The organism is Neorhizobium galegae (assembly GCF_021391675.1).
Classification (GTDB): domain Bacteria; phylum Pseudomonadota; class Alphaproteobacteria; order Rhizobiales; family Rhizobiaceae; genus Neorhizobium; species Neorhizobium galegae_B.
In genome coordinates, this window is sequence record NZ_CP090097.1 from 50,423 (window position 1) to 66,044 (window position 15,622).

Genomic DNA, 15,622 nt, shown 5'->3' on the forward strand with positions numbered 1-15,622 from the left:
AGCCAGGAAAATGCACCGGAAAACTCTAACCAAAACTGGTCCAGTTTGAAGGGTTCAGATCACAAGCCAGTCGCCCGCCATTCGTAGAAATAGGACTGCACAGTGGTAAAAGGCGGAAAATCTTTCGGCATCATCCGCCACTGGCACCCCGTCGTGGCGATGTAAAGCAACGCGTTCACGACTTCGCGAAGATCGGTGCTGCGCGGCCTGCCCAGCCGTCTCGGTCCAGACAGGCAAGGCGCGATCAATCCCCATTCCCGGTCCGTCAGATCGCTTGCATACCGCATTGCCCGTCGGGCATATTGCCGACGGGTGAAATCAGTCCAGCCCATTGTGGTCTCCGTTCGTCCTAAGCAAACAAACAGAATCACAACTGGCTGATTTCACTCAACTCTTTTTCGGTCAGGCTCTAAAAGGCGGAAGGGTCGGCTGACTTGTAGCAAAGACGGCGGCTGGTTCGGTCTTTGTCAGAAGTAGTCCGTCGCACCACACCTGATCAATGCGTCCCCAGAGGCAGGCTGCCGCAGCATCCGGAAAGAAGCCGTGCCCATTTAAATTGGCGCTTGTGTTACAAAGCAGCGGAATGCCCGTCAGCTTCTCGTACTCTACCAATAGCTGAGCCACCTTGTGGTCAGAATTCCTCGGGATCGTCTGAAGCCGAGCGGTCTCATCGATGTGTATCACCGCTGGAATTTGATCGATCCATGCGGACCGGGTCCGATGGTCGAATAGCATATAAGGATCCGGAGTCCCTGGATCGAATATGCCTGGGGCACGATCTTCCAAACAGATTGGTGCTACTGGTCGAAAGTATTCTCGCAATTTCACTTGATTGAGGTAGTCCTTAGCTTCCTTTGACGTCGCTGCGGCCAAGATGCTTCGCCCACCTAAGGCGCGAGGGCCAAGTTCAGCACGACCGGTAAGAAATACTACAGGTTTGTCGTCGGCGAGTAGCTGCGCTAGCTCTGTTAAAGTGCAAGGAGCGCTTTGCCACCCATCGGGGATGTCCCCCAAGGTAATGTTGGGGCCGCGATATACTGACCATTCAATGGCCACGAAGCCTTCTTCGGCAGCCAGCGCGCAGCAAGCGGCACCTATCGCCGATCCACTATCGTTGGGAAAGGGTGGCACCCAAACTGCGTCGAAAAGACCATCAGCGCGGAGCGCACTGTTCCATTTGATATTCAGGCCACATCCACCCGCAATACATAGGTTTCGTGGGAGCGGCATTGAGAGATCACGCAGAGCTGCAGTGACCTCCTCGACGAGCAGCCGCTCAAGGAAAATATGAAATGAAGCAAGTATGTCTTCAGATTTCGCCGCTCCCAGCCGCCGAGCGCTTTCGTCGAAGAAATCGTGCACAGCTTCTAATAGTGAGTCTTCACTTTGGCTGTTTTGTCTGTAACTGCAAGCAACGGCACCAGCGCCGGCCAAACGCTCCTCGTAGAGTTCACGAAATACTTTTAGAATCTCCTCGCGAGCTGTACCGAGAGCGATGTAGGCCATCATCTTTCCCGCGATATCCAGGTTCCATCCGTCCCTCTTAGTCTGCCTATAGGGCCCAAAATGTTGGCCCGCGATAGCATAGGTATGACCAATGATTGGGAACAGACACTTGATAAAATGAATCCCGCGCGGCTCGACATAGTAGAGCCGTGGAAAAATGCAGCCATCCCACACCAAGCAGAATGCGGGCTCTTTGGCCGCTGCGAATGGGCTGGTGCAGTAAGCAGATGCAACGTGGCCAGTAACATGCGGATAACTTTCGTAGGCAAAATTAATGCCGCCGAGCATAAGTCCTGAGCCATGGTAAGCTGCCAGGGGGCTCGTAGCTCCCCTTTCTACATATGGCGCCCCAGCTAGCCTGACGGGCTGCCCGTCACTAAGCACCTCGAACTCGGAAACAGTCTCACCGTCCCAGCCGTCTATAACGAACCGGTCCACATGTGTTGGATCCAGACCATATTCCCCCAAAGCGGCGACGACCGCGTCGAGATCATTGATGTGCTGGAACCGGGGGTTGTTTCGCAACTTCTCCTGTTCAATGGAAAAAATCAGCCTGCCGTCCTCCAGCAGGGCAACTCCTCCGTCATGTGTCAGTTTGATGCCACAAATGCGCATAAAAGCTCCGTACTGATGTTGGAGGTCATTTGCGCGCTTGAAGGTGAGATCTTGTGGCGCAAAGCGACCTCGGCATTGACTTTAGTTGCGGCCGAGCATGAAGGCGCTCTAGTGATCGCCATCAGGTCTGATGGCGATCACTGTTGCCAGCGACTGTTTCGATGCAATAGTTTAATAGGTTAGTGAGTTTTGCTCTTTACCGGCACTCGTGGGTCCTTCGATTGGCAGCATGGTTGCCTAGCAATTATGCGATCTCCGATATTCACAGGCTTTGATAATGGCGTTAGGAGATCGGTGGCAGAATTACAAACAATCCCGCTCGAGCGACGCTTTTTTGGGTTGTCTTTGCTATGCCTTAGTTAGAGAGGTTGGTAAAATCGATTGGTTGGATATAAGACATCCACGCCTCGAATACCGGAACGACCGAGCAAGCTTGATCCTTTTGCCGACAAACTTGCTGGCTGGCTGAAGACCGAGGCCGGAAGGTCGCGCAAGCAGCGCCGAACGCTGAAGCAGCTTCATGCCGATCTGGTTGTTCTCGGCTTTACCGGCTCCTATGGCCGGGTCGCCGCGTTCGCCCGTGAGTGGCGGACTGAGCAGCAGACGGCGGGCCGCGGCATATTCGTTCCGCTGTCTTTCCGCCCAGGCGAAGCATTCCAATTCGATTGGAGTGAGGACTATGCCGTAATCGGCGGCGAGCGCACGAAGCTTCAGGTCGCCCATATCAAGCTATCACACAGTCGCGCCTTTCTGGTCAGAGCTTACCTGCTGCAGACGCACGAGATGCTCTTCGACGCTCACTGGCACGGGTTCCGCGTGTTCGGCGGCGTACCTGGTCGCGGCATCTATGATAACATGAAGACCGCGGTCGATCGTGTTGGCCGCGGCAAGGAACGGCAGGTCAACGTCCGCTTCCAGGCGATGACGAACCACTACGTCTTTGCGCCCGAGTTCTGCAATCCCGCCGCAGGCTGGGAGAAGGGACAGGTCGAGAAGAACGTTCAGGATGCCCGACCGCGGCTGTGGCAACAGATGCCGGACTTTCCAGATCTACCGGCGTTGAACGCCTGGCTGGAGCAGCATTGCCAAAACCTGTGGCACGAGACACCGCATGGCACTTTGCCCGGCACGATTGCCAACATTTGGGCCGCCGAGCAGGCCGCGTTGATGGCATTGCCTACCGCGTTTGACGGCTTCGTCGAGCAGAGCAAGCGCGTCTCACCGACATGCCTGATCACCTTCGAGCGTAATCGTTACAGCGTGCCTGCGTCTTTTGCGAACCGGCCCGTCAGCCTGCGGATCTATCCCGAGCGGCTGGTCGTTGCGGCCGAAGGAAATATCCTCTGCGAACATCCGCGGGTGATCGAGCGCAGTCACGACAAACCACCGCGAACGATTTACGACTGGCGGCATTACCTTGCGGTCATCCAACGCAAGCCCGGTGCCCTGCGCAATGGGGCGCCCTTCCTGGAATTGCCATTGGCCTTTCGGCAATTGCAGGACCAGATGCTTCGCCGCCCTGGCGGTGATCGTGAGATGGCCGATATCCTTGCTCTCGTTCTTCATCACGACGAGCAGGTCATCCTCCGCGCTGTGGAACTGGCCCTGGATGCGGGCGTGGCGACCAAAACGCATGTGCTGAACCTGCTGCACCGGTTGATCGACGGCAAGACGATCGACGGTCCCGACATCGATACGCCACAGGCGCTGACCTTGCTGCGCGAACCCAAGGCCAACGTCGAGCGCTACGATGGCTTGCGTGTCCAGATCGTGGGAGGTCGCCATGCGTCATGATCCCGCCAGCGCCGCCGTCGTCATCATGCTCCGGAGCCTGAAGATGTATGGCATGGCCCAGGCTGTAACGGACCTGATCGAGCAAGGAGCTCCGGCTTTCGAGGCGGCCGTGCCGATCCTGTCCCAGTTGCTGAAAGCCGAAATGGCCGAGCGAGAGGTTCGTTCGATCGCCTATCACATGAAGGCCGCCCGTTTCCCGGCCTACAAGGACTCCTCAGGGTTCGACTTTGCCGCGAGCGAGATCAACGAGGCGACAGTGCGCCAACTGCACCGATGCGAGTTCATGGATGGAGCACAGAATATCGTGCTCGTCGGCGGGCCGGGCACAGGAAAAACACATATCGCGACCGCCCTCGGCGTCCAGGCGATCGAGCATCACCGCCGAAAGGTCCGCTTCTTCTCGACCATCGAACTAGTCAACGCTCTCGAGCAGGAGAAGGCCAAAGGCAAGGCAGGCCAGATCGCCGAGACGCTGGTTCGCCTCGATCTGCTGATCCTCGACGAACTCGGATACCTTCCGTTCAGTGCTTCAGGCGGAGCGCTGCTCTTCCATCTGCTGAGCAAGCTCTACGAGCGCACCAGCGTCATCATCACCACCAACCTCAGCTTCAGCGAATGGGCGACCGTCTTTGGCGATGCCAAGATGACGACCGCTCTGCTCGACCGTCTGACCCACCGTTGCCATATCCTGGAAACCGGGAACGACAGCTTCCGCTTCAAAGCCAGCTCGGCCGCCGCGGCACAAAAGAGAGGAGAAAAGCCCAACCCATTGACCAAAGCCTGATCAGAAAACCATACTTAGAGGTGGCTCACTTCTCGGTGGAAAAACCGGCTCAGTTCCGCGTGGAAACAAACACCTGGGCTTTTATCGCGGCGATGCCGGTCTGGATCTCCTCGAAGACAAAGGCTTGCTGCTCATCATCGATGGCGGCCGCCCCAAGCTTTTCGGAGCGCCGGCCGAAGCGAGCCCGATCGAAAGCCTTCAGGATCTGTGTCAGCCGCTCGATGCGCTCGTCGGCATCAGCATTCCGGGCCTCGAGGTCATCGACCTGCTTTTCCAAGGCTTCGACGCGGGATGCCTTGTCGGCCATGGCGAGGACCATGGCCTTTAGGGCCTCAACATCATCCGGGAGCTCGATCTCGGGTCGCGTCATGGATCTGATCAGAGCATATTTTGCCGTGATCCGCCCGCAGTTTCAGGCCCCTGATTCACTTCGCCGCAGTGGTTTTACCCAACAATCTCGGGCGGTTTGACAGGCGTGAAGCGAACCCGCTTCCAGTCCATTCCGTCGACCAAAGCCAAGAGCTGGGCGTGATTGAGCTGGACCCGGCTGTGTCCGATGCGCGGCCAGCAGAACTGCGCTTTCTCCAGCCGCTTGGCGTAAAGGCAAACGCCGGAGCCGTCCCACCATACGATCTTGATCCGGTCTGCTCGTTTCGCCCGGAAGACATAAAGAGCTCCGTTGAACGGATCGCTGCCGGCATCTCGAACCAGCGACAGCAAGCTATCCGGCCCCTTGCGGAAGTCGATCGGATGGCTCGCCAGAAATACTTTCACGTTCGACGGGATCATGCCGATCGCACCGCTCGGATTACGCGACGCAGGTGCGCTTCATCGGTATCCGCTCCCGCCCTGACGACGATGTCGCCAATAACGATCTCGATGGCCGAGCTGATCGCGATCACAGATCCCGGCTGACTTTCGGCCGGCGCCGATGGCTCCGGGGCGCTCTCGTTCACAAGATCTCGCCGCCACCTATAGAGTTGCGAGGGAGTTATGCCGATCCGTCGTGCGATCGCCGAGATGTGTTTCGGCGTGGAATATTGACCCCTGTGGCGGGGTGATCGGCGTCCAATTTTGACCCCCTTCATGTTTCGTCTGACCATCCGTTTTTTGACGACGGATGGAGGGGGAGTTGAAGCGAGTGGATACGATTGCGCGTGTTCGTCGAGCCTTCCATGTGCAGGGCTGGTCGGTGAAGAAGATCGTCCGGGAACTGCATGTGTCGCGCAACACGGTCCGCAAGATATTGCGGTCCAATGAGACCGACTTCTCTTATGAGCGAGAACGGCAACCATTACCAAAAACCGGCATGTGGAAGGCTGAGATCGAACGCTTTCTGGCCGCCAACGAGGGCAAGCCTTCTCGGGAGCAGCTTACTCTGATCCGGATTTACGAGGAGCTTCGGGGTCTTGGTTATGACGGCGGCTACGATGCGATCCGACGCTATGCAAAAGGCTGGTCGAGGAGCCGGGGAGCTGTCACAGCCGAGGCCTATGTTCCGCTCTATTACGCGCCAGGCGAGGCCTACCAGTTCGACTGGAGTCACGAGATCATTCTGATCAACGGGGTGACGACGACTGTGAAGGTCGCTCATGTCCGGCTCTGCCACAGCCGGATGATGTTTGCCCGAGCCTATATGCGCGAGAGCCAGGAGATGGTGTTCGATGCGCACGACAAGGCCTTCGACTTTTTCCGAGGCACCTGCACGCGCGGCATCTACGACAACATGAAAACCGCGGTGGAGACTGTGTTCGTCGGCAAGGAGCGGCAATATAACCGCCGTTTCCTGCAGATGTGCAGCCACTATCTCGTCCAGCCGGTCGCCTGTACGCCTGCATCCGGCTGGGAGAAGGGACAGGTCGAGAACCAGGTTGGCTTGGTTCGAGAGCGCTTCTTCACGCCGCGCCTCCGAGTCAAAAGCCTGGAGGAGCTGAATGTCTGGCTGCTCGACAAATGTATCGCTTACGCCAAGGCGCACCGCCATCCCGAGCAGACCGAGCGAATGATCTGGCAGGTGTTCGAGGAGGAACGCGGCAGCCTCGTGCATTACGTCGGGCCGTTCGACGGCTTCCACAGCGTCCCGGCCTCGGTGTCGAAGACCTGCACGGTTCGTTTCGACAACAACAAATACTCCGTGCTCTCAACGGCGGTCGGCCGCCCTGTCGAGGTTCATGCCTATGCCGACCGGATCGTCATCCGGCAGGACGGGGTGAATGTCGGAGAGCATCAGCGTTGCTTTGGCCGGGGCGAGACAACCTACAATCCTTGGCATTATGTGCCTGTTCTGGCCCGCAAACCCGGAGCTCTTCGTAATGGCGCACCGTTCAGGGACTGGGCGTTGCCAGCGGCGATGGAGAAAGTCCGCAAGCGATTGAAGGGCGTCCATGACGGTGATCGGCAAATGGTCACCATCCTTGCATGCGTTCCGACCGATGGTCTGGTGGCTGTCGATGCTGCCTGCCAAGAGGCGCTGGATCACGGCGTCGGCTCTGCTTCGGTGATCATCAACATTCTGGCCCGCAGTCGTGATCCGGCTCCGGCCGCAACCCTGCAAACCCCGGATGCGCTGCGCCTGACCCATGAACCGGTCGCCGATTGCGCACGCTATGACAGGCTCAGGAGGGCAAGCTGATGGAACGCACACAGGTTCTCGAACTGATGAGCACGTTGAAGCTCTACGGAATGCGCAGCGCTTATGATGAGGTCATGGGCAATGGCATCAAACGGCAACATGAGCCGCCGCGCATTGTCGGTGACCTGCTGCAGTCGGAGATCGCCGAGAAGCAAGCACGCTCCATTCGCTACCAGCTCAGCATAGCCAAGCTGCCACTTGCCAAGGATATCGACGACTTCGACTTCGCCGATACCCCTGTGAATGAACCGTTGGTGCGGGAGCTGGCCGCAGGCACCTTCGTCGCCGACCAACGTAACATCGTTCTCGTCGGCGGCACGGGAACAGGAAAGAGCCACCTGGCCATCGCGATTGCCCGTGCCTTGATCCGCAACGGAACGCGCGGCCGTTTCTTCAATGTCGTCGATCTGGTCAACCGCCTGGAAACAGAAACACGCAGCGGAAAGCAGGGACGAACAGCGGACTATCTCAATCGCCTCGACTTCATCATCCTCGATGAACTCGGCTATCTGCCCTTCGCCCAGGCCGGAGGTCAGCTCCTGTTCCACCTGATCAGCAGGCTATACGAGCGCACCTCGATCATCGTCACGACGAACCTCGCCTTCGGTGAATGGCCGTCAGTGTTCGGCGATGCCAAGATGACGACGGCGCTCCTCGACCGCCTGACCCATCATTGCGAGATCGTCGAGACCGGAAACGAATCCTGGCGCTTCAAGAACCGCTCTCAAAGCTAAAGCCGAAGATACCCGTCACCCGCACTTGGCCTACCCTCTGCAACCCCGGCCAGCGCCGGGCAGGCCAAGCGCTGATCGGCTACAGGGGGGTGAAGATTGGACGCCGATAAGGGGTCAACATTCCGAGCCGATTGACAGCCGAGATATTCACTCCAGGTCGGCAAGCCTCCTCAACCGCCTCGAGCTTGAATTCGTCGGACCAGAAACGACGCAACTGTCGGGGAGAACCCTCAAGTCGATCCGTCACGGCCTCAATCATATGGATCATTCTAGGGCTAGCCGTAGGCGTAGACATAGATCCTCACAACCAGAGAAAATCAGATGCCTGATGCCATAGCGTGATGGCCATCAGCCTTGCCAGATGGGGTCTGCTTGTCGCTTACAAATTTGCACGCCGGAACACAACCAAACCTTCCTTGGCAATTACCGCGGCATACTGATGAGTGACGGCTACACAGCCTGGCGCACATTGGATGGTGCGACCCATGTGATCGGCGCCCTCATGCCGTGGAACTACGCCGCCTGAACGGCCTCAGCTTGTCGCTTACGGTTAAACAATGCTTGAACAATATTTTGAACTTCAATGATTGCGATGGCGCCGCGCGGATCACGCCGATGCCAGGCGCAGACATGAAAGACGATAAGAGCCCGCGCCAGTATCAACGCCGAGACAATGGCACCGATCGACAGCGACACATCCATGTCACGAAAGGCCATTTCTCGGCTGGTCGGGCAAAACCGGCAACGCGCGTACGATCAACATATCAAGAATGCGTCGGACCCCGTTGACCAGCTTCGCAAGGTCGCGCAGTAAGCGCCAGAAAACCTTCAAGAGAGCGGTCATCGGTCGTCCTTCCCACAGGCTACGCTTGAAAAAATCAAGTTTACCAGACAACGCCGATGGCACCCTATCCTGCTATACGGTTCTCGAGATCTCAACTGTCGAGGACCAACGGTGTTTCGAAACCTCAACGGGTTGTATTTACGTTGGCTGTTGGAAAACGCTCATCTCCTCCATCCGGTACTTTGGAGCCTCGACTGTAACCGGAAGGCGAGTGTTTCGCGGAAGGTCGGGAAGGGCCAGTCGCATCCCACTGGTTAGCGACACGACACCGCCCCACAGTTTTTCGCTCTCCATCGAGAGTATCGGCTCCTCGAGATCAAGCTTTGGCATATAGGCCGAGAGGCTGTCGCAAGTTCGACGAATCGTCACTTTCATCTGGCTGATCCTTCTTTGAAACAGAATGCTTTTCGTGAAGGCAGTAGCGTGCTTGATCAAATGCACATGCACTGACGGCAGTGCTACCAAATAATCGGCTGCAAAGAGAAGGGCTGTCCTTTCGTTTGTACTGAGCGTTAATTGTTCCTGCCGAGGACCCCCACTGCTTCTTGAGACAAACTGCGGGTGCTAGTCATCTCTCCTGTCCCGCTCGCAGTCGCCACGAAATATCCTCCAACGCACAGACAGCACCCTTGGCTAATCGTTAGGTGGCGGTTAGGCGGGGACACACGTCTCCTTCATTGGGCACGCTGCGGCACATTGCTGAGTTCCGAATTCGTCGCACTCGGTGCATTTTCGCGGATCGATGACGTAGTTTTCCCCCTTCAAGGCGACTGCCCCTGAAGGGCACACGAATTCACAGGCGCCGCATTGGCTGCATTGGGACGTTACGATCTTGAAGGCCATTTTCAGCTCCTGGTCATATTGGGAAGATGGGATGTCGCTACCGCCGATTTGTTCTCAAACTCGGCGGCGTAGAACGCGCCAATTGCGGCTTCAATATAGTCATAGGCATAAGCCTCCGTCGCTCGCACACCAGCTTCCGCCAACCTCTTCTTTGGGACGTCTCCAACCTTGGCGCACAACAATAGGTCTACGCCATTGAGCGCAACAATCGTGCTGTTAAAGGCAGCGTTGTCACACCAGCCGCCGAGACAGGACTGCTCGACCTTGCGATGGCCTGTTCGACCAATCCCCGACGGCGAGACCTCGTAAATTTGGAATTCAATTCCGTGGCCAAAGTGCTCATTGATGCGGCCACCGCCCTTGGTCGCCACCGCGACAAGAAACGATTGATCGGACACCACGGATCTGACGGCTTTGAGTGCTTCTTTTCTAGACGTCAGACGTTCACCGCGCGCACGTTCAACGAACTCGCGGTAGGTAAGGCGCTTTGCCGGATCATAGGCCGGCGCAAGAAGGAGATCACCGGTCGTAAATTCCTGGGCGAGATCAACGCCGAGCAGACCGACCGCATCTGCGCGACATTGCCGGCAGTGGCGCATAAGCGTCCCTCGACCCTTCATCCGATCCTGGAGTAGGCTTAGTTCGAGAGCGTCTGGCCCACGCTGGCCGGTGAGTCCATAGTAAGTGCCGTGAGAGTGGCCTGAAATAAGGGGGGTTACGTTGTGCATGAATGCCCCACGATCGCTGACTGATCTATTCACTTCGATCAGATGCTCGTCGTTAACGCCTGGAATTAGTATTGAATTGATTTTGGTGAGGATGCCTCGCTCAGTCAGCATCTCCAAGCCCAGCATCTGACGCTCGTGAAGAGTTCTGGCAGCTTCAATTCCGGTGAGGCGGCGATCCCTGAAAAATATCCATGGGTAAATCTTCACGCCGACATTTGGATCGACCATGTTGATCGTAATGGTCACGTGATCAACATTCAACCCGGCGAGCTCTTCGACATGGTCCGGCAACGAAAGGCCATTGGTCGACACGCAGAACTTGATGTCGGGGATCTCCTTCGCGACCAGTTCCAATGTTGTTTTTGTCCTGTTCCAATCATAGCAAGCGTCGCCAGGCCCGGCGATACCAAGGACAGAGAGCTGCGGCAATGCGCTGGCTACCGTCATTACCTTTCGCAGAGCCTGGTCCGGGGTTAACCTTTCCGAGGTAACGCCAGGCCGGCTTTCGTTAGCGCAGTCATATTTTCGGTTGCAGTAGTTGCACTGGATGTTGCACGCTGGAGCAACCGCAACGTGTATTCGGGCAAAATAAGAATGCGCGTCTTCTGAGAAGCATGGATGATCTTCCACTCGTTCCCAAACCGCCGGATCTGCACCATCTGGTGCCGAGCGTCCATAGGTGTGGGATTGTCCAGACGCACCGGTATATAAGTTTACGCAAGCGGGCGCGTAGACGGTTTGGTTACACCCTTCATTCGTTTTAGCTGGTGTCATCATATCTCCGTTGACAGGCACATATTGGTTCGCAAGGTGGGATAGATCCCGATCCTGAAAAGGCTCCTCCCTTTGTGCTCACCCATTGGGCTTTCCGTACGTCCTTGCTTCCTGCCCGGCCGCAGACGCGGCAACTCAAAAAACCGCCGACCGTCGGCACCTGATGGAGGATCCAACTCAGGCTCGATGCGGTCGGCAAGAAGCATGACAGAGTCAGAAGCGGACGGCCCGGCTATCCGCCCGCTTTTCGCGACGGCGCTGGACGGAAGAAGGAATGTTCATCGCCTCGCGGTACTTCGCGACGGTCCGGCGCGCGAGCTCGACCCCGCCGCGCTTCAGGCTGACTACGATATCCTCGTCGGAGAGCACCGTCTCAGGCGTCTCCTGCGCGATGAGCAGGCGAATCCGGTGGCGCACGGCCTCGGCCGAATGGCTGTCGCCGCCTTCTTCTGCCGAGCCGATCGACACCGTGAAGAAATATTTGAGTTCGAACATGCCCCGCGGCGTCAGCATGCATTTGTTGGAGGTGACGCGGCTGACCGTGGATTCATGCATCTTGATCGCTTCGGCAACGGTCTTCTGAGTCAATGGGTGCAGGTGGTCGACGCCGTGCATCAGGAAGACATCCTGCTGGCGGACGATTTCGGTCGCCACCTTCATGATCGTCTTGGCCCGCTGGTCGAGGCTGCGCGTCAGCCAGTTGGCATGTTGCATGCATTCGGAGAGGAAGTTGTGGACATCCCCGTTTTTCGGGCAGTTCTTCGACACCGTCTGGAAATAGGTATGGTTGACCAGAACGCGCGGCAGGGTGTCCGGATTGAGTTCGACCATCCAGCCGCCGTCGGGCGCTGCGCGCACGACGATATCCGGCGAAATCGTCTCTGACATGCCGCGCTCGAAACCCGCGCCGGGCTTCGGGTTGAGGCCGCGGATTTCCGCCAGCATGTCGATCAGGTCTTCGTCATCGACACCGCAGATCTTTCGAAGCGAGGCGAAGTCGCGTTTGCCGAGCAGATCCAGATGTCTGATCAGTGCTTCCATGGCCGGGTCGAGCCGGTCCTTTTCCCGAAGCTGGATTGCCAGACACTCGCTGAGTGACCGGGCGAAGACGCCCGGCGGATCGAGCGTCTGCAGCGAGTGCAGGATGGCCTCCACATTCTCGGAGCTTCTGCCGAGGCGGGCGGCAATCTCCTCGATGTCGCCCAGCATGTAGCCGGCCTCGTCGAGCTGATCGACGAGATGCTGAGCAATCAGGCGGCTGGCCGCATCGACGATCAGGAAGGGAATCTGCTGGTTCAGATGGTCGCGCAGCGTCACCTGGCCGGCGACGGAATCATTCAGGTCGTAGCCTTCGCCGGCATCGCCGCCCGGCATGGATTTCCACTGGCTGAGCAGTTCCGGCGCATCGGCGCGCCGCACCGGGCCGTCGTCCAGGGAGACGTTTTCGAAGCCCGTATCGAGCCCTTCGCCGAGCCTCTCGGTGCTGATGGAGGAGGAGCCTTCATACCAGTCGCTATCGACTTCGGCGGCCGCCGAACTCTCGCGGCCTTCGGTCGGGGCAAAGTCGTCGGCGGTTTCGAAGCCTGTTTCCGCGTCGTTTTCGCTCTCGCTTGACGTAAATTCGAGCAGCGGGTTCTTTTCCACCTCGTCGGCAACGAACTGAGTCAGTTCGGGAAACGTCATCTGCAGCAACCGCATGTCTTGTATCAGTTGCGGCGATGGCCGCGCACATTGGGTGTGACTCGGGGAAAAATGGCTGAGGGTTTTCATTCAGAGCTCCTGATAGCTGAGGTGCCCGCGCTCTTGCCCGTGTGAGCAAGCACGACGATGTCGCTAAGTTTGGCCTCGCGGTCCGTTGCATCCTTAGTCATCGACGAGGGTCTCCCCTGCTTCGTTGTCGCGCGGAAGGACGAGGCAGTAGCGGAAGTAGGGACGGCCGGTCGGATCTTCCTCGCGGAGCTCTTGTCGATCTTCGCGCCGAAATTCTGCTGGAGTTCGAAGATGCGGAGGGGCAGGGCGTTGATGCGGTAGACGAGGCGAGCCTCCGTGTTGGAGATCCCATTTTCGAGACCACGCTCCGAGGAGAGGTACTCGTAGAGGGACTTCAATTGGGGGGTGCCGCGCGCCTGGACGTTTTTGAGCTGCAAGATTGCAGCCATGGTGAGCCGGGTCATTTTGGATGGTTCTCCGAAATGTCTCGTTGAGTTTAGATGACTACGCCTGGATCGTCGGATAGCCGCCGTCACAATCGCTGTACTGCACGATGATATTTGCCCCGCGAGTGAATTTTGCCTTCATTGAAGATGGCCAGCGTCGGGGTCGCACTTACGCGGAAACGATTTGCCAATTCTGGGTTTTCGTCAATATCCAGTTCGACGACCGTCATCTCATCGGCCAATTCCTCCGATATGTCTTCAATCAGAGGGGCAATCGCGCTCGTTGCGGCGGCATTTGAGAGAAGTGAAGAACACAAGCGCAGGCTTGGGAGAACTTAGGACGCTGTCTGCGAAGTCATCTCCATTCCTTGCCTTAACGATTGTCATATGAGTGGCCTTTCACTACGTATCTGCAGGATCGAAGATCGGCTGCCATAAGATCACCTTTGTGGTGAAATTTTTGCTGTGGAGGGACAAAGTGGGTGAATGATCGATGCTCGCGGGAATGGCCCAGGCGACTAAACGGGCGCCGACATCTCCGGCAATGTGGTCATAATTCATTCAAAATTATACCGTGCTGGCGGACGGCATACGATATCTGCCTGGTTGTTTTGCCCAGTATCCGAGACGCCTTCGCCTGATTACCTCCCGCCTTTTTCAATGCTGTCATCAGCCGCCCATATTCCACGATACGATTTTTTTCTCCCGGCGACTCAAAAGCGGCTGGGTCGCCATTGGTGACGATATCAAAGTGGGGCGCTGGGTTCGCACCTTTCCAAAGACGGCTGGAAAAACATTGATCCTTTGCACAGGCGAAATCCGATGGCATGATCTTGTTTTCCTGTGCAAGGGTCGCCGTACGTCGAACGCAGTTTTCCAGTTCTCGCACGTTGCCCGGGAAGGGGCATTTCGACAACAGATCGAGGGCATCCGGGTTGAAATTTCGGTCGCTATCGTTCTCCTTGTTGAACTTGCCGAGAAGATGTTTCGCCAGGAGTGGGATATCGCCGGCGCGGTCCCGAAGCGGCGGCAGTGCAACAGTTATCACATTGATCCGGTAGTAAAGGTCGGATCTGAAGCTGCCGTTCATAACAGCTTCCTCAAGGTGTTTGTTGGTGGCGCATATCAGTCGAACGTTGACCTTTCGCGTCTTTATTCCGCCCATTCTCTCGAATTCACCTTCTTGTATTACCCGTAATAGTTTTGACTGAAAATCGGGCGTTATCTCGCCGATCTCATCCAGCAGCAAGGTTCCGCCGTCGGCTAATTCGAAACGGCCTGCCCGCTCGGATACAGCTCCGGTGAAGGCACCTTTTTCATGTCCGAACAGCTCCGACTCTAGAACACCAGATGACAACGCGGCGCAGTTCAATGCCACGAAAGGTTTCTTGGAACGCGGCGACAGCGCGTGGATCGCTTTTGCGAATACCTCTTTGCCGGTACCGCTCTCACCCCTCAGCATCACCGCCGAATTGGTGGGCGCAATTTTTCTGACGGTCTCAAGGACCTCCCTCAGCGCCACGCTTTCTCCAACGATCCAGTCAAGTTTCTGATGCGTGGGAGAGGCATATACTCTCTCTCTCCCCCGCTTTCTGATTCTCGGCAGTTGTCCGCTCGATGCTGCTGACCCCGGATCGGAGCCGGTGGAGTGTCCCCACCACATTGGCGACTGCTGTTAGGAACGCCAATTCCTCTTGGTAGTTATAGCTAATTAGCCCGTCGTTGACCAGATCAACCCACAGCGCCGCAATGACCTTGTTCTCGATTTTAACTGGGACACCGATAAAGGTGGTGGTGCTGTCGGGCGATTGTAGGAGCGAGGTTTTGAACAGCCTCGCCTTTTCCTTAGCCTCCACGACTGACGGCCGACCGGTATCAATGATCTTTTTAACCGTTGGCGGAGCCACAAACCGTGAAGTCATGGATGGTATGCCGCGACCAGCCTTCGAACTTGCGGATATCCCTACCTCTCCGTTGGTGGCGGGGATCTCTATAGCGCTCTCTCGACACGGGAGAACGGAACACAGAATATCCAGCACACTGTTAAGTCTAACCTCGAGACGAGTGGATGCCAGCAACTCGTCAGAAATTCGATAGATTCCGATGAGCCGCTTGTCCCGGCCGAACTCGTTCTTTCCCGGGGATTCGGTCAAGTCCTGCTCCGTCAAATAAAGGCAATTGCGATTTTGTGCGCCCGGAATTGGGTTGCGCT

Annotated in this window: 14 protein-coding genes and 4 pseudogenes; 4 read left to right on the forward strand and 14 right to left on the reverse strand. The window is 57.1% G+C overall.

The genetic code is table 11. The features are described 5' to 3' along the window. Nucleotides 1-62: 62 nt before the first annotated feature. Nucleotides 63-332: pseudogene (locus LZK81_RS28885) on the reverse strand (transposase); the annotation flags it as partial. Between the two features lie 70 nt (nt 333-402). Then, complete coding sequence (nodU, locus tag LZK81_RS28890) at nt 403-2,121, reverse strand: nodulation protein NodU (RefSeq protein WP_233957910.1); 1,719 nt, start codon at nt 2,119-2,121, stop codon at nt 403-405. Nucleotides 2,122-2,529: 408 nt separating this feature from the next. On the opposite strand from nodU, the pseudogene istA (LZK81_RS28895) reads away from it, so the two are divergent. Both istA (LZK81_RS28895) and istB (LZK81_RS28900) read left to right on the forward strand, forming a co-directional pair. Then, a pseudogene (gene istA / locus LZK81_RS28895) lies at nt 2,530-3,915 on the forward strand (IS21 family transposase); the annotation flags it as partial. Then, nucleotides 3,905-4,699: an IS21-like element helper ATPase IstB gene (gene istB / locus LZK81_RS28900; RefSeq protein ID WP_132615193.1), complete on the forward strand. Its 795-nt coding sequence runs from the start codon at nt 3,905-3,907 to the stop codon at nt 4,697-4,699. The pseudogene istA (LZK81_RS28895) and the gene istB (LZK81_RS28900), both read left to right, overlap by 11 nt. 70 nt (nt 4,700-4,769) lie before the next feature. Here the strand turns inward: istB (LZK81_RS28900) and LZK81_RS28905 are convergent. Both LZK81_RS28905 and tnpB read right to left on the reverse strand, forming a co-directional pair. Further along, nucleotides 4,770-5,069 (reverse strand): annotated as a pseudogene (locus LZK81_RS28905) (transposase domain-containing protein); the annotation flags it as partial. Between the two features lie 74 nt (nt 5,070-5,143). Beyond that, the gene (gene tnpB, locus LZK81_RS28910) at nt 5,144-5,488 is read right to left on the reverse strand and encodes an IS66 family insertion sequence element accessory protein TnpB (protein ID WP_151045091.1); all 345 of its coding nucleotides are present in this window, start codon (nt 5,486-5,488) and stop codon (nt 5,144-5,146) included. Between the two features lie 343 nt (nt 5,489-5,831). Between tnpB and istA (LZK81_RS28915) the strand changes: the two are divergent. After that, nucleotides 5,832-7,398: pseudogene (gene istA, locus LZK81_RS28915) on the forward strand (IS21 family transposase). Then, nucleotides 7,331-8,065 (forward strand): IS21-like element helper ATPase IstB, encoded by a 735-nt coding sequence (istB, locus tag LZK81_RS28920; protein WP_113532245.1) that lies wholly within the window; start codon nt 7,331-7,333, stop codon nt 8,063-8,065. The pseudogene istA (LZK81_RS28915) and the gene istB (LZK81_RS28920) overlap by 68 nt, the downstream one beginning before the upstream one ends. A gap of 513 nt (nt 8,066-8,578) precedes the next feature. On the opposite strand, the gene LZK81_RS28925 is transcribed toward istB (LZK81_RS28920), so the two are convergent. From LZK81_RS28925 to LZK81_RS29395, 10 genes are all read right to left on the reverse strand, one after another. Then, entirely contained in the window at nt 8,579-8,767 is a 189-nt protein-coding gene (locus LZK81_RS28925) for a hypothetical protein (protein WP_233957911.1), read from the reverse strand. A gap of 1 nt (nt 8,768) precedes the next feature. Further along, on the reverse strand, nt 8,769-8,909 hold the full coding sequence (locus LZK81_RS28930; protein ID WP_233957912.1) for a hypothetical protein: 141 nt from the start codon (nt 8,907-8,909) through the stop codon (nt 8,769-8,771). A gap of 138 nt (nt 8,910-9,047) precedes the next feature. After that, on the reverse strand, nt 9,048-9,284 hold the full coding sequence (nifT, locus tag LZK81_RS28935) for a putative nitrogen fixation protein NifT (RefSeq protein WP_041366484.1): 237 nt from the start codon (nt 9,282-9,284) through the stop codon (nt 9,048-9,050). A gap of 276 nt (nt 9,285-9,560) precedes the next feature. Continuing rightward, a complete protein-coding gene (locus tag LZK81_RS28940; RefSeq protein ID WP_046608005.1) occupies nt 9,561-9,752 on the reverse strand; it encodes a 4Fe-4S dicluster domain-containing protein in 192 nt (63 codons plus the stop codon). Between the two features lie 2 nt (nt 9,753-9,754). Then, entirely contained in the window at nt 9,755-11,257 is a 1,503-nt protein-coding gene (nifB, locus tag LZK81_RS28945; RefSeq protein ID WP_418936532.1) for a nitrogenase cofactor biosynthesis protein NifB, read from the reverse strand. Nucleotides 11,258-11,467: 210 nt separating this feature from the next. Then, the gene (gene rpoN, locus LZK81_RS28950; RefSeq protein ID WP_041365326.1) at nt 11,468-13,024 is read right to left on the reverse strand and encodes an RNA polymerase factor sigma-54; all 1,557 of its coding nucleotides are present in this window, start codon (nt 13,022-13,024) and stop codon (nt 11,468-11,470) included. Beyond that, a complete protein-coding gene (locus LZK81_RS28955; RefSeq protein ID WP_046602145.1) occupies nt 13,021-13,428 on the reverse strand; it encodes a hypothetical protein in 408 nt (135 codons plus the stop codon). Before LZK81_RS28955 ends, rpoN begins: the two co-directional genes overlap by 4 nt. Before the next feature lie 68 nt (nt 13,429-13,496). Then, nucleotides 13,497-13,727: a thioredoxin family protein gene (locus LZK81_RS29285; RefSeq protein ID WP_210166487.1), complete on the reverse strand. Its 231-nt coding sequence runs from the start codon at nt 13,725-13,727 to the stop codon at nt 13,497-13,499. A 233-nt stretch (nt 13,728-13,960) separates the two neighbouring features. Next, a complete protein-coding gene (locus tag LZK81_RS29390) occupies nt 13,961-14,932 on the reverse strand; it encodes a sigma 54-interacting transcriptional regulator (protein WP_326491534.1) in 972 nt (323 codons plus the stop codon). 19 nt (nt 14,933-14,951) lie between these two features. Beyond that, the gene (locus LZK81_RS29395; RefSeq protein ID WP_326491535.1) at nt 14,952-15,563 is read right to left on the reverse strand and encodes a GAF domain-containing protein; all 612 of its coding nucleotides are present in this window, start codon (nt 15,561-15,563) and stop codon (nt 14,952-14,954) included. Nucleotides 15,564-15,622 lie beyond the last annotated feature (59 nt).